General features: G+C 54.5%; 21 protein-coding genes. 5 read left to right on the forward strand and 16 right to left on the reverse strand.

Going from position 1 to position 18848, the window contains the following annotated elements; genetic code table 11:
- Window positions 1-116 precede the first annotated feature (116 nt).
- On the reverse strand, window positions 117-359 hold the full coding sequence (locus GXX57_00125; protein HHV43060.1) for a hypothetical protein: 243 nt from the start codon (window positions 357-359) through the stop codon (window positions 117-119).
- 1221 nt (window positions 360-1580) lie between these two features.
- On the opposite strand from GXX57_00125, the gene GXX57_00130 reads away from it, so the two are divergent.
- Entirely contained in the window at window positions 1581-2531 is a 951-nt protein-coding gene (locus GXX57_00130; GenBank protein HHV43061.1) for an AraC family transcriptional regulator, read from the forward strand.
- A 197-nt stretch (window positions 2532-2728) separates the two neighbouring features.
- Here the strand turns inward: GXX57_00130 and GXX57_00135 are convergent, their stop codons facing one another.
- From GXX57_00135 to GXX57_00150, 4 genes are read right to left on the reverse strand one after another with little or no spacing between them, the layout of a single operon-like run.
- Window positions 2729-2959, reverse strand: a complete 231-nt coding sequence (locus tag GXX57_00135) for a hypothetical protein (GenBank protein ID HHV43062.1) — start codon at window positions 2957-2959, stop codon at window positions 2729-2731.
- On the reverse strand, window positions 2949-3530 hold the full coding sequence (locus GXX57_00140) for a hypothetical protein (protein ID HHV43063.1): 582 nt from the start codon (window positions 3528-3530) through the stop codon (window positions 2949-2951). The genes GXX57_00135 and GXX57_00140 overlap by 11 nt, the downstream gene beginning before the upstream one ends.
- Window positions 3523-4131, reverse strand: a complete 609-nt coding sequence (locus tag GXX57_00145) for a GTP-binding protein HSR1 (GenBank protein ID HHV43064.1) — start codon at window positions 4129-4131, stop codon at window positions 3523-3525. Before GXX57_00145 ends, GXX57_00140 begins: the two co-directional genes overlap by 8 nt.
- A complete protein-coding gene (locus GXX57_00150; protein HHV43065.1) occupies window positions 4128-5090 on the reverse strand; it encodes an AAA family ATPase in 963 nt (320 codons plus the stop codon). Before GXX57_00150 ends, GXX57_00145 begins: the two co-directional genes overlap by 4 nt.
- A 192-nt stretch (window positions 5091-5282) precedes the next feature.
- Here GXX57_00150 and GXX57_00155 point away from each other — a divergent pair, with 192 nt between their 5' ends.
- On the forward strand, window positions 5283-6206 hold the full coding sequence (locus GXX57_00155) for a hypothetical protein (GenBank protein ID HHV43066.1): 924 nt from the start codon (window positions 5283-5285) through the stop codon (window positions 6204-6206).
- Window positions 6207-6251: 45 nt separating this feature from the next.
- On the opposite strand, the gene speE is transcribed toward GXX57_00155, so the two are convergent.
- Together speE and GXX57_00165 are read right to left on the reverse strand one after the other, a co-directional pair.
- Window positions 6252-7103 carry a polyamine aminopropyltransferase gene (speE, locus tag GXX57_00160; protein HHV43067.1) on the reverse strand — a complete coding sequence of 284 codons (852 nt, stop codon included), beginning with the start codon at window positions 7101-7103 and terminating at the stop codon, window positions 6252-6254.
- A gap of 103 nt (window positions 7104-7206) precedes the next feature.
- Window positions 7207-7584 carry an S-adenosylmethionine decarboxylase proenzyme gene (locus GXX57_00165; protein ID HHV43068.1) on the reverse strand — a complete coding sequence of 126 codons (378 nt, stop codon included), beginning with the start codon at window positions 7582-7584 and terminating at the stop codon, window positions 7207-7209.
- Window positions 7585-7825: 241 nt separating this feature from the next.
- Here GXX57_00165 and GXX57_00170 point away from each other — a divergent pair, with 241 nt between their 5' ends.
- Window positions 7826-8437, forward strand: coding sequence for an FAD-dependent thymidylate synthase (locus GXX57_00170; GenBank protein ID HHV43069.1), 612 nt, complete (start codon window positions 7826-7828; stop codon window positions 8435-8437).
- A gap of 73 nt (window positions 8438-8510) precedes the next feature.
- On the opposite strand, the gene GXX57_00175 is transcribed toward GXX57_00170, so the two are convergent.
- From GXX57_00175 to GXX57_00215, 9 genes are all read right to left on the reverse strand, one after another.
- Window positions 8511-8759 (reverse strand): DUF1540 domain-containing protein, encoded by a 249-nt coding sequence (locus GXX57_00175; protein HHV43070.1) that lies wholly within the window; start codon window positions 8757-8759, stop codon window positions 8511-8513.
- A gap of 100 nt (window positions 8760-8859) precedes the next feature.
- Entirely contained in the window at window positions 8860-9786 is a 927-nt protein-coding gene (gene miaA / locus GXX57_00180; protein HHV43071.1) for a tRNA (adenosine(37)-N6)-dimethylallyltransferase MiaA, read from the reverse strand.
- Window positions 9773-11521: a DNA mismatch repair endonuclease MutL gene (gene mutL / locus GXX57_00185; protein ID HHV43072.1), complete on the reverse strand. Its 1749-nt coding sequence runs from the start codon at window positions 11519-11521 to the stop codon at window positions 9773-9775. Before mutL ends, miaA begins: the two co-directional genes overlap by 14 nt.
- Window positions 11518-14106, reverse strand: coding sequence for a DNA mismatch repair protein MutS (gene mutS, locus GXX57_00190; GenBank protein HHV43073.1), 2589 nt, complete (start codon window positions 14104-14106; stop codon window positions 11518-11520). The genes mutL and mutS overlap by 4 nt, the downstream gene beginning before the upstream one ends.
- A gap of 158 nt (window positions 14107-14264) precedes the next feature.
- Window positions 14265-14639, reverse strand: a complete 375-nt coding sequence (locus GXX57_00195; GenBank protein HHV43074.1) for a hypothetical protein — start codon at window positions 14637-14639, stop codon at window positions 14265-14267.
- A gap of 3 nt (window positions 14640-14642) precedes the next feature.
- Window positions 14643-15923 (reverse strand): tRNA (N6-isopentenyl adenosine(37)-C2)-methylthiotransferase MiaB, encoded by a 1281-nt coding sequence (gene miaB, locus GXX57_00200; protein HHV43075.1) that lies wholly within the window; start codon window positions 15921-15923, stop codon window positions 14643-14645.
- Window positions 15924-15952: 29 nt separating this feature from the next.
- Entirely contained in the window at window positions 15953-17110 is a 1158-nt protein-coding gene (locus tag GXX57_00205; protein HHV43076.1) for an anaerobic sulfatase maturase, read from the reverse strand.
- On the reverse strand, window positions 17097-17495 hold the full coding sequence (locus GXX57_00210; GenBank protein HHV43077.1) for a DUF134 domain-containing protein: 399 nt from the start codon (window positions 17493-17495) through the stop codon (window positions 17097-17099). Before GXX57_00210 ends, GXX57_00205 begins: the two co-directional genes overlap by 14 nt.
- Before the next feature lie 94 nt (window positions 17496-17589).
- Window positions 17590-17931: a hypothetical protein gene (locus GXX57_00215; protein HHV43078.1), complete on the reverse strand. Its 342-nt coding sequence runs from the start codon at window positions 17929-17931 to the stop codon at window positions 17590-17592.
- Between the two features lie 183 nt (window positions 17932-18114).
- On the opposite strand from GXX57_00215, the gene GXX57_00220 reads away from it, so the two are divergent.
- Both GXX57_00220 and GXX57_00225 read left to right on the forward strand, forming a co-directional pair.
- On the forward strand, window positions 18115-18444 hold the full coding sequence (locus tag GXX57_00220) for a LysM peptidoglycan-binding domain-containing protein (GenBank protein HHV43079.1): 330 nt from the start codon (window positions 18115-18117) through the stop codon (window positions 18442-18444).
- 223 nt (window positions 18445-18667) lie between these two features.
- Window positions 18668-18848 (forward strand): hypothetical protein (locus tag GXX57_00225; protein ID HHV43080.1); only part of this gene is annotated, 181 nt, incomplete at its 3' end.

The raw sequence follows: 18848 nt of genomic DNA on the forward strand, positions 1-18848 counted from the left end.
ATACCAAAGAAGCACTCAAGGCCGCCTAAGATGAGTAAAAAGTGCAACTGGTAGAAATACGAAGCAATCATGCGATATGTAGATGAAGTACAAGCATATTCTCCAAAACTAGGGGGTCAAGGCGCTTGGCCCGGTTGGCTTTCAAGGGGATTTGTGTTGGCATTCCAAACCGCGTACCAGTTTCCCCTATAGTAAGCCAAGGAGGAATCGTGGTTGTACTGGTACTTGGATGTTGCTGGATTGACGATCCAGTATCTTTCCACCGCCGGCAGATAGACCTCATAACGGGAAACCACCTCAGCGGTTACATTGCCAACAGCAAGCAAAAGGGAGATCACTAAACTGATTGTGAACAACATATAATTACACCTCCAGCCCAGATCCACCGTTAAACAACCCGGAAACCCGATGTCAAACCACTGCCGTTCTGCTATTCTTTGGACAAGCAGCATACGCCCATAGTTCTAAGTCCGGTGGAGGTTCCCACCCCCACACACTGTCTGTCACCATTTTCAAGCCAACCAATGGAACTGATGGCTACTGCCACTCCCGCAAGGGGCAAAAAACCTCTCCGACAACCCAACGCTGGGAGAAAACCCTTTGTCCAAAAGACATAGCAGATTTGCTGTGGACCGTTCTAGTTTGGTCCATAACCAGACCCATCTCCTCAGTGCGGATCAACCCACAAGCTACACCTAACCGGTTAGTCGTTGACGACAAACATTAGCCAGACAAAGCAACTACTGCACCACGATAGCTTTAGTCCGACTGCCCACTTGTTCCGTCGCCGCTTGAGCGCTCAACATGTTTTCCATACCTTGCACTACGATGACGATGATTTCCAGTTATCAGGTTTGGCTAAGAACACTCGCTAGGGCCATGAAAAATACCTCAGGACAATCGACAGACTTGGAATGGATGCGCACCCATTCATCCTGAAACAGACGAACGGTAGAAAACGGGCTGTCGCTTCCTGTACTCCCGGATCAACCACTGATTTTCAGGTTTTGCTGGTTCAAAGGACACCATATCCCCCACGGCCTTGGTTCTGTCCGGTTCTCCATCGTGCGGAACCTAGCAAAAGACAATCGGAACACCCGAAGCGAACCAAAGCAGATGAAACCAGCATGGCTTGGCCTATGCGCCCCATCGCCGTTATATGTACTTGAGAAGCCGGAACATCTATACTAAATCGATTAAATCGATGGTATCATAGACTTACTGCTTTGTCAATTGTAACCACAAGAAGGCCTTCATGGATGGGTAACACATTCAGCCATCCCGCGCTCTGATGCCCCGTAGGCAACGTAGGATCCACACGAATCATGGTGACAGCGAATCTGAACGGAACCCAATCACAAGTACTGCCCCGGGCGTACCTTGAGACAACCAACGTCCCCACAACCTGACCGATGCATTAACCAAGGGTTACCTTTCACCGAAGATAGTTACTACACTCTCGGAAAACACTCGCTTCGTGCCCACCGATGAAAAAGCTCCACTAGTCCTTGATTGAGTTTTCTCACAAGCAGGAAACCTAGCCAATAAAGTGAATTAACATAAATGGGAACTATTTTGACTTGCTAAGAAGTCCACGGCTGCGCTCAGAAGAGGTGTTCAAAGTGTTGCGTTCAGGTCCGATGGTCATCTCAACAAACTACATTCCCGATAATAACCCCTCTTGGAGAACCTACGAGCACTCCAATCCCAACTATCAATTGGTCGTTGTCAAGGGAGATGGTCTCCGTTTCCGGCGCGGACGGACCAACCTGGTGCTCAATGAGAATCAGTTTCTGCTGCTGTTGCCGAACGAAACCCACAGTCGTTGGGGGGACGCTCCCCCTGATACCGGCTTTTATTTTGTACAGTTCCGATTTCCCGAAGGAAACGAAGGACCCAGTTTTGCCATCAACGGGGAGGTTCTGAATATTCCCCTCTTAGGCTCCTATCCCGACAGTACACTGCTGGAGCTTTCGATGAGGTTACGGGAAGAAGCCTTTGCCAGGAAAAAGCACTACCGTTTGCGCATGGGTAGCATTCTGGTTGAGATTCTCACGCTCATCTCCCGCCATGGGCAACCGATGCATGCTTCACCCACCACACTGACAGTCCGTTCCCCGATCCAAGCGGAACATGTGTTGAAGGTGAAGAAATATATCGAAAAGAACTTCTGTCAGAGTATCTCTGCGAAGAACATCGAGGCGGAGCTAAAGCTAAACTATGAATACCTCTGTCGGGTCTTCCGTTCGGCCACAAACATGACCATCGTAGATTACATTAACCGCCTACGCATCGAAAAGGCCACCGCCCTCCTTCTAGAGGTAAATCACTACCAGACAATCGAAGAGGTGGCTAGAAATCTCGGTTTCAACAATGTCTCCTATTTTACTCGGGTGTTTAAGAAGTACATGGGGCTAACACCAAGCAGCTTTGTAAGAAACGCTTACCAAACACTTCCGACTTCGGTAGGCCAGCAGCAGAATCGAGATAAAGTGCTTTCCGAACCAGCGGGAGAGGAATCGGGCTGTTAAAGAACCCCGAGGCTAAATCTCGTCTTTGAAAGAGTCCCATCGTCAACCTCAGTGCTATAAGAAAGGTGTTTTCCCAAAAGACAGCTCACACACAAGGCGCGAATCGACAAAAGGTACCCCAGAAGGGAAAAAGAATGGACACAACAGCTGATCAACGGCTTCTTCTTGGAGCACTTGTCTAGCACCGGAGGTTTTCACTAGCAACGATCCCCTTCCTCGTTACCGCTATTCCCCTCATGTAGACATGGCACTTCTTGCCCGTAACCACAGATGGGGCAGTATCCCTTTTCCAGGGCTTGCCTCCGCAGCTCCAAGGGACCAAAGTTTACACCGTGCACGAAGCCCTCTCGGAACCCCTGTCTACGGCCCAGGGCATAAAAGATAAGCGCCACAAAAAAAACCATGGTGACCACATGCTCAACGGACATCTAGCTCAGCCCTTCCGGCAGTCCGCGGTTGCCAACGGTTAAGTAGCAGAATAAAGACCAGTGCCCAAAGACTTACCATCCAGTCCAGGTATAACCCCACGAAAAAACAAAGCCCACCGATCATCACCGCTTCCCCGAATCCTAAACGATGAACAATATTCACTCTCGTATCGATGTCTCGATCAATCACATCATCCAGAATCTGCACCCAAAGCAACACCGCAAGGGAACACACCACCCTACGCCAGGGAATGAAGAGCAGTTGGATACCCATTACCAACAGGCATTCTTGATACCCCACTAATCCCGTTGGTAATCGATCCAAGGGAGAAAAGACCATACCGACACAGTAGGCGCTGAGAAACAACGAGACGCTCAAAGAAGCATCGGCCAACGCGGCCAAGGCCAGGGCCACCAAGGCATAGGGCAAGATCCCCTCTTCTAGGAAGTGATACAGATTCCCATGCAAGTCCAAATCCTTATCCAAATAGTCATCCATCATCTTGATGCTCAAGCCGGTGGCAATTACAACCCCACCCACTTGGAAGAACCACGGAAGCAGACTAGACATGGGTGGCCACATGGCGTTTCACCTCAGCAAACCCTTGCTTTTTCAGGGCGGAGATGGGGATCACCGTCTGTCCGTGGAAGGTAGAAGTGATCCGTTCCAAGCCCAAGGCGGCTCCCGGTAGATCCATCTTATTCGCTAAAATAGCGTAACCGCGTTTGAGCCGTGCGTACTGACACAGTTGCCGATCCACTTCACCGATAGCCCGTTCCGATCCTTCCAGCCCCACCGCTGCCGCATCCAGCATGTGCAACACAATATCCGCGTCCTTAATGGCACTGATGGTCTGAGCCATGGCCGCCCTCACCTCGGGACTGGCGTGGATCCCCTCGATCAGGCCCGTACTATCCATCAACAGCAGCTGCTTCTCGCTTTTGCCCTTGCGCAAACGGATGGTGAAGGCCTGCAGACACCGGGTTTCGTGTTCTGTGGTGCTTGTCAGCCGCTCAATGGCCTCGTCCCTCCGCAATAGATGCAACTGGGTACGTCCCCCGGGGTGGGTGGCCACAATCTCCAGTTCGTTAATCCCCAGATAGTCTGCAAAATTGATGGCAAAGAGGGTCTTTCCTACATTGGCTTTGCCTAGAATGATGCATTGACTCATTGAGCCACCGCCTCGTCCAGATCCTCCGGTAAAATCAGTATTAGGTCCTGTCGAGTAATGTGTTCTTGGTGGACCAACCGTACCGCCTGCCTGCGGATAGCCCGTTCAATCAAGTTGCGAACCGCCCGGGCGTTGCCGCTGATAGGCTGCTCGTTAATCTCCTGAACATAATGCCACAGGCGCGCCATGGCCCCATCGGTCAATTCATACTCCCGTTCCTTCAACATCAGCTTGGCGATCTCCATCAGTTCCGTCGGTGAATAGTCGGGAAACTCAATATGCAAGGGGAAGCGCGAGCGTAGACCCGGGTTTGTGCGCAAAAACCGGTCCATCTCCTCGTGATAACCGGCAAGAATCAAGATCAACTCCGATTTATGGTCCTCCATGGCCTTTACCAAGGTGTCGATGGCTTCCTTTCCGAAGTCCTTCTCCCCTCCCCTGGCTAACGAGTAGGCTTCGTCAATAAATAAAATGCCGCCCAAAGCCTTCTTCACCTGTTCCCTGGTGCGTTGGGCCGTATGCCCAATATATTCCCCCACCAGATCCGCCCGTTCCACCTCCACCAGGTGCCCCTTGGACAGCACATTCATCTGCCGAAACATTTTCCCCAGGATCCTAGCCACCGTGGTCTTCCCTGTACCAGGATTGCCCTTGAAGATCATATGCAACACAAGGTTCTTGCAGACCAACCCTTCCACCTGACGCCGCTGCTGAATCTCAATGAAAGCCTTGATCTCCCTCACCAGAAGCTTGACTTGCTGCAATCCGATCAACTGATCCAACTCGTCCATGATCTCGCTGAGGGTCTCTTCCTTCGGTTCCTCCTTCAGCACCGGCGCCACCAAGTTTCGTTCCAACTGGGACAAGCGCATCAGGGCCGTGGTGGGGGTCAGGATACCTGCTTCCACCAGATCAACAATGTGCCGCGGGTCAGTATACTGGGAGTTTTGTTGCTTCATTGGAATCGCTCCTAGATATCGGCTAGATCCCTCGTTTCTTTCCAGTATACGCAAAGGGCGTCCAAGGTGTGACAGTACCAGGGGCGGTCCGTTGCCACTACTTTCTAAAGGATTCCCCCCAGGCAAAAACGAAATGTTTACGAAGTATTTGAATTATTAGTTAATCTCTGACACTTAAGGAGGGTCCTATCCTTGAAACAGCGACTGCTCTGGCTACTCATCACCACCTTCCTGTTGACGGGCTGTCTGACCCCCCAGAATCCCGGTGCAGTATCGGTCTTGGGGCGTCTACAGGACAGTTCATCGGAGACGGATCTGTCCGGTTATCTGGTGGTTCAGGATTCCCAGGGCCAACGGATCACCGAACAGTCAGTCACCAACGGCTACTTCCGCGTCGTGGGACTTACTCCCGGCACTTACCGGCTAAAATTCAACGCGGACGGCTACTTAGAAAAGACCATCGACGTGGACGTCCACCAACACACGTATCTGGATCCGGTTAAACTTACGCCCCTCGTTACCCAAGTCCCTGCGGGACCTTCTTTGACTATCGTGGTTGATCCTGGCCACGGTGGTTCCGATCCCGGTGCCGTAGCCTGGGATGGTCCGAAGCTAGTCCGAGAGGCAGACATCACCCTGGCCGTTGGGGAAATCCTGGCCAGTCTTTTGCGTTCCGCCGGGCATCATGTAGTGATGACCAGAACATCCACGAACAACATCAACCGGTCTTTGACGGAACGAGCCGCCATGGGAGACTGGAACAAAGCGGATCTATTCATCAGCATCCACTGCGACGCTAGTCCCACCAACCCTTCGGCCCAAGGCAGCAACTCTTACGTCTACTGGGGGGCCAATCAACGGACCACACGCTTGGCCTATCTACTTCAGGTTCATCTGGAACGTACCACCGGCCGCAGTGCCAACAGCATAGGCCGGGTGGTCCAACGGGGCTTTACGGTGACCCGTCAGTCCCGACCTGCAGTCCTGGTGGAAACCGGCTTCATGACCAACGCCAAGGAACTGGCCCTGTTGCAGACCTGGGATTTCCAGCAAAAAATTGCCCAGGGCCTATTCGATGGCATCATCGCTTGGGCGGAGGAAGTTGGTTTGATCTAAACTTCTCCTTAGGCTGCAGTGGACCCACTGCAGCCTAAGCCAACGCTAATCTGTATTGAGGATCTCTTGGACGAAGGGTGGCAGCAGGAAGGCCGCTTCATGGATAGCCGGAGTGTAGTATTTTGTACTGAAGGAAAGGTTTTGCCGCCGGGGCTTGCGGGGATCATGGACCTTGGAACCAATGGAAAAGCCCCACATGCCATTGGGATAGGCCGGTATGTTACACAAGTACAGGTACACCTGGGGAAACACTTGGCCGAGGGCCCTTTGCACCCTTTTGATAATCCCCGGCTCTGTCCAAGGGGATTCAGTCTGAGCCACGATGATCCCCTCGGGCTTGAGGGCCCGGTGGACCGATTGGTAAAACTCCTTAGAAAACAGCCCAGCGGCAGCACCCACCGGATCGGTGGAATCCACCAGCACCACATCGTATTCATCGGTCACTTCGGCCATGTGGGCGATCCCATCAGCAATGGCAATCTCCACCCGCGGGTCCTGCAGACCACAGGCAATCTCCGGCAGATACTTTTGACTAACTCTAACCACCGCTTCGTCAATCTCAATCAGTCGGACCAGCTCCACCGTATCATGCTTCAGCACTTCCCGCACGGTGCCGCCGTCCCCACCTCCCACCACAGCCACCCGCTTCGGGGCCGGATGGGCGCTCAGCGCCACGTGGGCAATCATTTCGTGGTACACAAACTCATCTACGGTGGTGGTCTGGATCACCCCATCCAGCAACAACACCCGTCCAAACTGATAGGTCTCCACCACCTCAATCTGTTGAAAGGGACTTTTTTCCCGATGAATGGTCTCCTTTACCCGCAAAGACAAGGCCAGGTTATCGGTGAATTTCTCTGTAAACCAAAGCTGTGTCACGTCTTCCCTCCTTAGCATCTGTTTAGTACTTCGCAATACACTGAGTGTCTGACTACGAATCAGAGGGTCACACCAAGTCCCCTACACAATCCTGGAACCCGGTTTTGCTCCGGTGACCCTTCTAGGAGATCTTGCGGTGTATGTTTTTATCGAAGATACCTCGTTTCACTTCCTGGGCGGTGTAATTGGAGGTACCGAATTTGTCGAGAATATCATGGCAGATATCCCAAGGATCCACATCCTCACCGCAGGTAAACACATCTAAGGCCGCATATCCATACTCCGGCCAGGTGTGGATGGCTACATGGGATTCGGAGATCACCAAAACGCCACTTACACCGTGGGGAGAAAACTTATGGAATGCGGCCTCTCTTACATCGGCACCGGCTTTCAGAGCGGCTTCCTTAAGAACCTGATGCACCAAATCTACATTGTCCAGAATTTCATACTTGCAACCGTAAGCCTCACATAAAACGTGACGCCCCAGAGCATTGGCCATTTCCCAGCCCCCTTAGATCACGATTTTCGATTTCAAGACAAGTATATTCTAGCAGTATCCCGCCAGAAGTCAAGCGAAGCGGTTTTTCGCCCTTTATCTCTTTTTTTCGTGCCGACGCTTGCTTTACCTCATCCTTCTTTGAGCAAGGCATTCCCGCAGGAGTGGCCGCGCACCAGGCAGGACTTTTTCCTTTGGATCGAGAATTGCTATCAGACAACCCAATAGTCAGGGAGGGAGAAATTTGTTTGAGATTAAGTTGATTGAGCCACCAGTGCTCGATACGGCTATTGCTGCCCTGTACATTTCCAAGGGCAATGAAGATAGAATCTTCGATGAAACCGGCAAAGTGATCATTGACGAGGGAAGACTGGCGGCCCTGGAAAAATGGGGCTTTCAAATGAAACACAGTCAGCTTCTAAAGTTCGTCACCTGGTCTTGGTTAATTTTGGGACTGGGGCGGGGTTCGTACGATGATCTGCGCACCCATGGCACCTTCTCCACCTTCATCGCCAAAAGTACCCGCTACTGCAAGACCTTCCGGGTGGCACCTTGGTACGCCCAAAACTACTCCAAAGAAGAACTGCAGCGGGATACCGCCACCTTGGAGTTCATCCAGCAGTTGGAGGGAGAACCGGACGTCATCCGCGGGCATTTTCCCCTCAGCGTAGATACGCCCTTCATTGTGAAAACCAATCTATTACACTTCTGTCATATTGTGGAAACCAGGAAAGAACATGCCCACCCGGAGATTAAGCTATTGCTCAAGGAACTCACCGCCCAGCTTGGGGAAAGCTCCCCCGCCGGGGCCTGGATCGCCCACTGCATAGAGAAATATGTCTATCAGGATAGATAGTTGCATGGGGAATCGAGTAGGAGCTCTACTCGATTCCTCGGTCCTACCCTCTGAACCCCAAAGGTTACTCTGCTTAGTTCCGCTGGGTCACCCGATCCCGCAGGGCATGGGGTGTTCCCTTGGCAATGAAGGTCTGGCAGCAGGTGTCCATGCTGCTGCCCGCGGGAGTGGCCATCTCCAGGGACAGATGGGGCGATTCGTACATATCCACCCCGTTGCTGACCACCGCATCGGAGGTCACAATAATCTGGGAAGCACGGCAGATGTTCCCCTGGGACCAGTATTGGCAGTTGTCCACACTGCACCGAATCCGATCGTCCATCGTACCCCTCCCTTCCTCAAAGGATCAATAATAATCTAACCATCTTTCGGCCTTTTACCGCCTTAAGTGTTCGCCAAGGAAGGGGAGGGTTGCCAACGGGCTATCCCCGGTTCTCCCACGCCTCCGCGATCAGACTCACTGCACCCTCCAGGCCGCCCACGGCCACCAGATCGATCCAGCGGATCCGTTCATCCCGCCGGAACCAGGTGTACTGCCGTTTGGCATACCGCCGGGTATCCCGTTTCAGAAGCTCCACCGCTTCTTCGAGGGAACATTCACCCCGGAGATATCGCCACAGCTCCTTGTAACCCAAAGCCTGCATGCTGGTGACACTAGGGCCATATTCCATCAACCGCCGGGCCTCCTCCAATAAACCGGCTGCCATCATCCCATCTACCCGTCGGTTGATCCGTTCGTAAAGGAGATCCCGGGGCATAGTCAACCCGAAAAACAACGCCTGATAGCGCGGGGTTTTCCTTTGGGCTTCCCTTTGGTGCAGAGAAATGGGCTTTTTGGTGTCGTAGTAAACCTCCAAGGCCCGGATGACCCGACGCAAATTCTGGGGGTGAATCTTTGCCGCGGCCTCGGGATCCACCTCCTGGAGCCGCTGGTATAACCGCTGGGGACTGGTTTGGGCCACCTTCTCCAGTCTGCGCCTGGTTTTGGTGTGGCCCTTGTCGGGGAAGAGGAAGCCATCAAGCAAGGCGGTAACATAAAGTCCCGTCCCTCCCACTACGATGGGTGTCCGTCCCCGGTGTAAGATGTCCTGGATGGCCCGATCCGCCAGTTCCTGATACCGAGCTACGCTGAACTTCTCCCAGGGGTACACCACATCGATAAGATGATGCCTGACCAACTTTTGCTCCTCAGGGGTGGGTTTTGCGGTCCCAATATCCATCAGCTTGTATACCTGCATGGAATCCGCGGAAATGATCTCCCCCGTCAAGATCTGGGCCAGGTGCAGACCCACCTGGGATTTGCCCACCGCGGTAGGACCAACAATCACTAAGACATCAGCGCCGGGCAAAGTTCTTTTCCACCTCCTTGCGGCTAAGCTCCAACAGAACTGGTCGCCCGTGGGGACAGGTATAGGGATTGGCTGTTTCCTTGAGCCTCTGTACCAAACTTAGCATTTCCCTTCTCTCCAACTGGTAATTCGCCTTCAATGCGGCCCGGCAGGCGATGCTGGCCAGGGCCCTGTTTTCCCAGTCCTCCTCCTGGATCTCCTGGACCAACTCCTCGATGATCGCCTCCACATCCTTAGGGGAACTGCGCAACATCTCCAGGGCCACGGGGATCTCCCGCACGAGGAAGGAGGCCTGCCCGAAGGGCTCCACCACAAAACCCAACCTACCCAGCCGCTCTAGCTGTTCCCGAATCAGCTCCCCTTGGGCCAAGGGTGGGTCTAGGGGAATGGGCACCACCAGGGCCTGCCGGGCCAGACCGACCTCCAGGGACCTAGCCCACTGGGCCTTGAGCTTATCGTAATGGATACGTTCCGCGGCCGCATGTTGATCGATTAGCCACAAAGTCTCCCTATCCGCAATTAGGATGTAAGTATCCCACAACTGCCCCACCACCGTCAGATCCCCTGGGGTCCCTGCCGGTTCCGGCGTCTTTGGAATCTCCACCGGCTTTTCCTCGATGATGGGGTTCTTATCTCTCATCACATAACCACCGGTGGAAGCCCCATAGTCCATCGCCCTTTGTGCGGGCGACGGTGGCTTGGGCGGCGGTTGGTCCGGGGCTAGCTCAAAGGGTTGGATCAACTGCTGTTCCTGAAAGACCCGTTGGATCCCACCAATCACCAGCCGAAAAACCTGGGACTCATCCTTAAACCGCACCTCCGCCTTGGCCGGATGGACGTTCACGTCCACCATATCCGGCGGCACAGTGAGGTTAAGCACCACCACTGGAAACCGTTTCACCGGCAGAAGCTCCCGGTAGGCCTTTTCCACTGCCGCCCGAATCAGGGAATCCTGCACAAAGCGTCCGTTGACAAACAAAGACTGAAAGCTGCGGTTGCCCCGGGCAATCTCCGGCCTGCCGATAAGCCCGCTCATCCCGTAGGGGCCCAACCGGTGCTCCACCGGCAGCATCTTGCTGGCCACCTCGGCCCCATACACCGCCAATACCGCATCGGACAATTTTCCGGTCCCCTGGGCAAAAAGCACCTGCTCGTCATCCATCACCAACCGGAAGGCCACCTGGTGGTTACTTAAGGCCAGATGGGACACTAGATCGATGATATACCGCCGTTCCGAGGCGGTGCTCTTCAAGAATTTGTACCGGGCAGGGGTGTTATAAAACAGGTTGTTAACCGTGATCGTAGTTCCCACCGGACACATCTGGGGCCTTTGGGCTACCACCCGTCCGGCCCGCAGCTCCAAGTATGTGCCCATCTCCTCGGACTGGTGGCGGGTGAGCATCTGTACATCGGAAACCGCGGCAATGCTAGGTAAGGCCTCCCCCCGAAAGCCTAAGGTCCGAATGCAAAACAAGTCCTTTGTATCGCTAATCTTGCTGGTGGCATGGCGCTCCCAGGCCAGGGCCGCCTCCGCGGCCCGGATCCCATGGCCGTTGTCGGTGACCTGGATCTTTTCCTTCCCCCCAGCGGTACAGCTAATCTCAATCCGGGTGGCACCGGCGTCAATGGCGTTTTCCACCAATTCCTTCACCACGGAAGCGGGCCGTTCCACCACTTCCCCCGCGGCAATCTTGTTGGCGACATCGAGGCTCAGTTGTCTAATCTGTTGATTCATCGGCTTCCTCCCGCGGTTCCCTTAGCCATCTCCTGCAGTTCATACAGCACGTTCAACGCATCGATAGGCCGCAACCGGTCTAAATCCAGGCTCTTCAGCTTTTGGAGCACCGGCAGACCATCATCGAACAGGCTCAGCTGCCGCATCGGCTCCCTAGCCACTGCCACTTCCCGCTGGGAACTGGCTTTACCCTCCAGCTGCCTAAGCAACACTTCCGCGCGATTGAGGACCTCTTCGGGCAATCCCGCCAGTCGGGCCACCTCAATACCATAACTGCGGTCGGCCCGGCCGGGCTCGATGGCATGCAAGAAAACCACCCGTTTTCCCTCCCGGACCACCGCCACCCGGTAATTCACCGCCCGCTCCAGCTTGTCCGCCAATTCCGTAAGCTCGTGATAGTGGGTGGCAAAGAGGGTCTTGGCCTGGATGCGGGCATGGATGTACTCGCTCACCGCCCACGCGATGCTAAGCCCGTCGTAGGTGGCGGTACCCCGGCCCACCTCGTCGAGGATGACTAGACTCTTTGCGGTAGCATTCCGCAGGATATTGGCCACCTCACTCATCTCCACCATGAAGGTGGACTGGCCCGTCCCCAGATCATCGGAGGCCCCCACCCGGGTGAAGATCCGATCTACGATGCCGATCTGGGCTTCGTCTGCGGGCACAAAACACCCAATCTGCGCCAGCAAAACCACCAGAGCCGTCTGCCGCAGGTAAGTGCTCTTGCCCGCCATGTTGGGCCCGGTAAGGATCACCAACTGCTGCCTTTGGTCCAGGTGCACATCGTTCGGCACAAAGGTCCGGTTCTTCAGTAACCGCTCCACCACCGGGTGCCGGCAACCCTTGAGGATAATCCGGTCGGAGCTATCCACCACAGGACGACAATAATTATGCTCCACCGCCACCTGGGCAAAGCCCGCCAGCACGTCAAGCTCGGCGATCAATTTAGCTGTGCGCTGGATCCGGCTCACCGCCCGGGCCACCTGACTGCGGATCTCCAAAAAGAGGTTATACTCCAGCTCCACGAGGCGTTCTTTAGCCCCCATAATCTGGTTTTCCTTCTGCTTCAGTTCCGGAGTGATAAACCTTTCACTGTTTACCAAGGTCTGTTTTCTGGTGTATTCCTCGGGGACCATGGACAAATTGGCCTTGGTGACCTCGATATAGTATCCGAAGACCCGGTTATACCCCACCTTCAGGGACTTAATCCCAGTCCGCTCCCGCTCCTGCTGTTCAAAACGGGCCACCCAGTCATCCCCCTCGGCGGTCAGCAGACGTAACTCGTCCACCTCCGGATGGTAACCGGCCTTAATTAAGTTTCCTTCTGTGATGGAGATGGGCGGATCCTCGTTGATACTCCTGGCCAAAAGCCCATGGACATCATCCAAGGGGTCCAGTTCCTCCCCCAGAGCTTTCAAAGGATCACCGGCCTGCTGCAAAACGCCGATGAGGGCCGGCAACTGCCCTAAGGAGTCGCGTAGGCTCAAAAGATCCCTGCCATTGGCAGAACCGCAGTTGACCTTGGTGGCTAGACGTTCCAGGTCATAGACCTTACGCAAATAGGTGCGCACCTGTTCCCGCAGACCCACATCCCCCACCAGCTGGGCCACCAGTTCCTGCCGGTACTGAATCTCCGCTAAGTCAATCAAGGGCTGGTTGATCCACTTGCTAAGTAGCCGGGCCCCCATGCTGGTTACGGTGCGGTCAATGGCCCAAAGAAGAGAACCTTCCCGTTTCCCCTCCCGCATCGTCTCCGTAAGCTCCAGATTCCGACGGGTAGCCCGATCTAGAAGCATGTATTCTGCGGTACTGTACACCCGGAAGGAGGTGATGTGGCCCAGGCTTTGCCGATGGTTATCTTGGATGTACAGAAGCAGGGCACCCGCAGCCGCGATCACCAAAGGCTGATCATCATAGCCAAAGCCAGCCAGGTTTTGCACTTCGAAATGCTCCAACAGGGCCTGCTCACCACGGCTGCCCAAAAAAAGACGCGCTTCATCCACCCGAAAGCGCCGTTCCCAATCGGGGGGCAGACTCTCCAACAGTTGCTCCAAAGTCTCCTTCCGATCCACTAGCCCTTCTGCGGGATGCAAGCGGAACAATTCATCGATTAACTGCCCCCGGGTGGGCAGATGACAGGCCGCATACTCCCCCGTGGACACATCCACATAGGCTAGCCCAAAGCCAGCCCCGCCACTGGACACGGCCACCAGGTAATTATTCTGACGCTCATCCAATAGTTCCTGTTCATAGATGGTGCCCGGAGTCACCACCCGGGTCACTTCCCGCCGCACTAATCCCTTGGCTTCCTTAGGGTCCTCCACCTGGTCGCAAATGGCCACTTTGTAACCCTTCTCCATCAACTGGGCCAGATAACGATCCACCGCATGATAGGGCACGCCGCACATGGGGATCCGGTTCCCCTGGCCACTTTCCCGGGAAGTCAGGGTGATCTCCAACTCCTGGGCGGCCAAGATGGCATCATCACCGAACATTTCGTAAAAGTCGCCCAGGCGGAAAAACACTATGGCGTCGGGATATTGCTGTTTAACGCGGTTGTATTGACGCATCATCGGTGTGCTCATCTAGACTACGCCACAAAGTCCCACAGGTGGGCACAAAGCTGGCGTTCCTCCCTTCTTGCTGAAACAAGACCTGCCAGCTATGTATAGACCTAGGCCCCTTGGGGCCACTTTGTCCTTAAGGCTGATCTATTCGTGAAAAATCGATGAAACTCCTGCTCTTAGTCCGTTGGGGGTGTCGAGGGGAAGAACTCCTCTTCCCAGTAAGGTCTGCGCCCGATAATCCGGTAGATTTCTTCTTCCACATCCTCCACCGGTACCGACAGATCCGGAAGCTTGGTGAGATGTGCGCGGGTAAGCGAGGTATAAACCCGATCATCCTCAATGGCATAGATGGTATCGCTGGGGACAATGTAATGCTTGCCGGTATCGGCACAATAGACGATGAAGTACCGAATGGTATACATATCCACTTCCACAATTTGCCGCACAACCCGTCCTAAAATGTGCCCATCCGCGCTGACCAGCTCCAACTGCCAGAGATCCCGGGTCTTGGTCTCCAGCAGCCGCCGTTTGACCCCAGTCCTTTGGCTCATGAATCAGCCTCCCTCTAAACGCCCTGATAAATGCCACGTGCCGGCATCCTCGATTCTTACATCCACTTCCTGGCCGATTAATGTCTCCTCCTTTGGGAAGAGCACTAATTTGTTGGTCCGGGTCCGTCCCGAAAGCACATGTGGATCCTCTTTGCTGGTCCCTTCTACCAACACCGGTTGGACCGAACCGATAAGCTCCTGGTTAATCTCCCAGGTGATCCTGTTTTGCAGCTCGATTAAGCGGCCGATCCGTTCGGTCTTAACTTCCTCAGGAACCTGTTCTGGCATCGCGGCCGCCTTCGTATTTTTCCGGGGAGAGTAGATAAAGGTGAAGGCACTGTCGAACCGTACTTGCCTTACGGCAGACAAAGTAGCCTCGAAATCTTCCTCGGTCTCCCCCGGGAAGCCCACCATCAGGTCCGTGGTTAGACTGATGCCGGGCACCTTCTCCCGTATTCTTTCCACCAGATCAAGATAATATGCCATATCATACCGCCGGTTCATCATTTTTAGAATCCGATCGCTGCCGGCCTGCAATGGCAGGTGCAGATGTTCGCAGACCTTATCCAGGTGGGCCATCGCGTCGATCAACTGGGGCGAACAGTCCTTAGGATGGCTGGTGGTGAACCGGATCCGCAGGATCCCAGAGACGTCATTAAGCCGGGCCAGCAGATCCGCAAAAGTCGGTCCGCCGGGCAGATCCTTACCGTAGGAGTTAACGTTCTGGCCCAAGAGGGTGATCTCCTTGATACCAGCATCGGCCAGCTTTTGCACTTCATCTATGATATGCTCCAACGGACGGCTCCGTTCCCGTCCCCGGGTATAAGGCACAATGCAATAGGTGCAGAAGTTGTTACACCCGTAGATGATATCCACCCAGGCCTTGAGCCGATCCTCCCGCAGGGTAGGATGAATGTACACCCCGTCGCTGTCGTCCCAGACCTCAATCACCCGCTCACCGCTAAGACATCGGTGCAGCAGCTCCGGCAGCCGGTGGATGTTGTGGGTCCCAAAGACCAGATCCACATGGGGCAATCGCTCGGTAATTAAGGGTAACTCCGCTTCCTGCTGCACCATGCACCCACAAACCCCAATCAGCCGGCCCGGCTTCTTTTCCTTCCAGCCCTTCAGCTGCCCCACTTGCCCGTAGAGCTTCCGTTCGGGATTCTCCCGCACACAGCAGGTATTAAAGATCACCAGATCGGCCTCGTCGAGATCCTCAGTAGCCCCATGGCCACACTGGGTCAAATAGCCCGCGATTTTTTCCGAATCATGGACGTTCATCTGACAGCCGAAGGTAATGATCTTGAACTTCACCGTACACCACTCCCCAAATAGCTTCCTCCCGGGGGGCCAAGACGCCAGCTAAGCTGCCGGGCGATTGCCCGGATCCGCTCCTCTGCATACTCGAAGAACAACTTGTATCCCGGACACAATCGACTCAGGCTAGTCTCTCCCCGTTGAACGGGTTCCTTGTGCCGCCGGCAACCACCTCGACACAACCCAAACCAGCGACATTGCCTACACTCCGGGGCCAACAACTCCAAAGAGGACCGGACAAACCGCTGGGCCACCGGCGACTGGCCCAGCTGAGCCAAAGAGTCTTTCTGCACATGGCCCAAATACCAAGTATCGTTCACGTAAAAGTCGCAGGGATACACCCCGCCGTCGGCCTCCACCACATATTGGATACTGCAGTGTCCCCGTTGGTCACAGGCCTCCGGGGGATACCCCAGGGCCATCTGGATTACGTTATCGAAAAAGCGGATGCTCATGGGCCGACTGCTCTGCAAATCCTTTACGTAGAGGTTAAATAGGACGCATAAAAACCTTCCGTAATCTTCCCCTTGTAGGGAATAGGGTGTAGGCCCTTCCCCCAGGGGGTCCAGGCAAGGAATAAACTGAAGATAATGGAATCCCTGCTTTTTCATGAAGTTGTAGATACTCTGGGGGTGCCTGGCCACCGTGGAATTGACCACACTCAGGATATTAAACTCCACCCGGTGCTCCTGCAAGATCTTCAGGGCCTGCATAACCCGCCTAAAGGTACCCTCTCCCCTCCGATCCTTGCGATAAAGATCATGGATGTGTTTTGGGCCATCCAGGGAAACACCCACCAGAAAGTCGTGCTTTTTCAGAAACTGGGCCCACTTTTCATCCAACAGGATCCCGTTGGTCTGGAGGAAATTCTTCACCTCGACACCCCGGGGCCGAAATTCTTCCTGTAGTTCGATCAGCTTCTCAAAGAAATCCAGACCCGCGAGGGTCGGCTCCCCGCCCTGAAAAGCGAAACCGCAATAACCTTCGGCATACTCGAAGGCCCGGCGGACTACCCATTCCAAAGTCTCCAGGGACATGATGCCATAGTTGGGTGTTGAACGCTTGGCCGCCAGGGAATGATAGAAACAGTATTCGCATTGTAAGTTACAGCTGCTGGAGGCTGGTTTAATCAGCATACTAACTGCGGGCATCGGGTTCCTCCCCGTGGGGTTCCTGGTCCCACCGGCGTCCCTTTCGATGGCGGGCACCGGGATGATGACGGTGGCAATGACCACTTCCCGGTTGGGCGTAATAGTAAGTGCCACCGGAGATCCGCAACGCCTTGCCTTCGATCAAAGCACCAGTCACCTTCTCCCGGGCTTCCCCCAGGATCCTCTGAAAGGTGGCCCGGGAGACACCCATCCGCTCCGCACAGGACTCCTGGTCCAGTTTTAACAGATCTCTAAGGCGTAGGGCCTCCACTTCTTCCACGGTAAGGACCACCTCCTCAAGCTCTTGGGCAGGGATACCCGCGGGCTTGAAATAGGTGGCATGGGGAACGAATTCTACTCGGCGAACCTTTGGTGGTCTTGCCACAAAATCACATCTCCAACTTAGTTCTCTACAGGCCCATTATACTTCTGATCCCAGGCCTGGTCAAACTTCGTCCTCCTTAAGTTGGCATGTGTTACTAGACACTGCCGCCGTAGTTTTCCAGGATGGCTTGGACCTGGGGCAACTGTTCCTCGTCTGCCACCACCGTCAGCAAGTAGGCGGGGGACAGCACCGAAGGACTGGCCTGGCCGCTGTCAGTCACCTGGCTGGCCTCCAGGACATTCATCGTACCAACATATTCCAAGGGATCCAGCAAACCACTGATCAGGCCCGTACGATACCAGGTAGGCTCCGGCTGGTAGAGACTCACCCGATCCAACCGGATATCCTCAATTCCTTCGGACCTAAGGCGGGTCAGGGCCGCGGCGGCGTTCTGCTGGGAGTTGAAATAGCTGAGGATCGCTCGCTTCTGGGGCACCGTTGCACCCTCCTTCCTTCCGTAGTATAATTCCCACGGACAGCCCCAAAGATTCCGAAGGAAAATGCTATTCCCCTCCAGCGTCACTAGTTGTTCCCTGCGGTACCCGCACTTACCGCAGGAGTTCCGGGGGTGGGCGACGAATTAGCAAATTACAGTGGTTTACTAAGGAGGTTTTTATTCATGCGTAGAATATTTCTCACATTACTCTTAATTTGTGTTCTATTAAGCTCCACTTTGGTCAGCGCCGCGGCGCAAACCTATCAAGTGCGCCCCGGAGATACCCTCTATGCCATTTCCCAGCGGACAGGGGTGCCAGTGGCACGGCTCATCCAGCTGAACAACATCACCAACCCCGATAGCCTCACCGTCGGTCAAATCCTCGTTCTGGACGAGACAGCCCAAGGAACCGAGGACACCGAGGAGGGCCTGTTGGACACCCTGTGGCGGTGGACTCAGAATTATGGCTGGATTGGCATTTTCCTTCTACTGAAATCCGTCGGTGTCCTCTAACTATCCCCCCGCCGTAGGCCCCTTGCCCCAAGGGGCCTACGGTTTCTTGCGCAACAACTACCGGTGGTTCGTATGAGTCAAAAGTTTGTGGGGATTGGCAAGGCCTGGCAAGAATAGAAGACCGCAGGTCCATTGAAAGATGAGGGCTTTAGAGAAGGAATCGAGAGACTCCGTCTCCAATATATGGAGATAGCCAAAAAAGAATTAGAAAGGAGTCTCTCGTATGCAAGAAGTTCGAGCTCGAATCGGGTTTTCCCTGCAAGAGCTTGAGCTTTGCCTGCTAAATTCCCTTCGTAAGGCGTTTCGCGCCGCTTATACGGAATGCGTGAGACTGGTGGATGCCTTGATTGCCGAGTCTCGAGACAAGCGCAGATTTGAATCAAAGGGATTCCGGACGACGACTC

Source organism: Bacillota bacterium, assembly GCA_012839765.1.
GTDB lineage: Bacteria > Bacillota > Limnochordia > DUMW01 > DUMW01 > DUMW01.

What these genes read in the sequence shown, in the direction of transcription:
- GXX57_00125 (HHV43060.1), bottom strand. Translation starts at nt 359, where the DNA reads ATGTTGTTCACAATCAGTTTAGTGATCTCCCTTTTGCTTGCTGTTGGC.
- GXX57_00135 (HHV43062.1), bottom strand. Translation starts at nt 2,959, where the DNA reads ATGTCCGTTGAGCATGTGGTCACCATGGTTTTTTTTGTGGCGCTTATC.
- GXX57_00140 (HHV43063.1), bottom strand. Translation starts at nt 3,530, where the DNA reads ATGTCTAGTCTGCTTCCGTGGTTCTTCCAAGTGGGTGGGGTTGTAATT.
- GXX57_00145 (HHV43064.1), bottom strand. Translation starts at nt 4,131, where the DNA reads ATGAGTCAATGCATCATTCTAGGCAAAGCCAATGTAGGAAAGACCCTC.
- GXX57_00150 (HHV43065.1), bottom strand. Translation starts at nt 5,090, where the DNA reads ATGAAGCAACAAAACTCCCAGTATACTGACCCGCGGCACATTGTTGAT.
- speE (HHV43067.1), bottom strand. Translation starts at nt 7,103, where the DNA reads ATGCTAAGGAGGGAAGACGTGACACAGCTTTGGTTTACAGAGAAATTC.
- GXX57_00165 (HHV43068.1), bottom strand. Translation starts at nt 7,584, where the DNA reads ATGGCCAATGCTCTGGGGCGTCACGTTTTATGTGAGGCTTACGGTTGC.
- GXX57_00175 (HHV43070.1), bottom strand. Translation starts at nt 8,759, where the DNA reads ATGGACGATCGGATTCGGTGCAGTGTGGACAACTGCCAATACTGGTCC.
- mutL (HHV43072.1), bottom strand. Translation starts at nt 11,521, where the DNA reads ATGAATCAACAGATTAGACAACTGAGCCTCGATGTCGCCAACAAGATT.
- mutS (HHV43073.1), bottom strand. Translation starts at nt 14,106, where the DNA reads ATGAGCACACCGATGATGCGTCAATACAACCGCGTTAAACAGCAATAT.
- GXX57_00195 (HHV43074.1), bottom strand. Translation starts at nt 14,639, where the DNA reads ATGAGCCAAAGGACTGGGGTCAAACGGCGGCTGCTGGAGACCAAGACC.
- miaB (HHV43075.1), bottom strand. Translation starts at nt 15,923, where the DNA reads ATGAACGTCCATGATTCGGAAAAAATCGCGGGCTATTTGACCCAGTGT.
- GXX57_00205 (HHV43076.1), bottom strand. Translation starts at nt 17,110, where the DNA reads ATGCCCGCAGTTAGTATGCTGATTAAACCAGCCTCCAGCAGCTGTAAC.
- GXX57_00220 (HHV43079.1), top strand. Translation starts at nt 18,115, where the DNA reads ATGCGTAGAATATTTCTCACATTACTCTTAATTTGTGTTCTATTAAGC.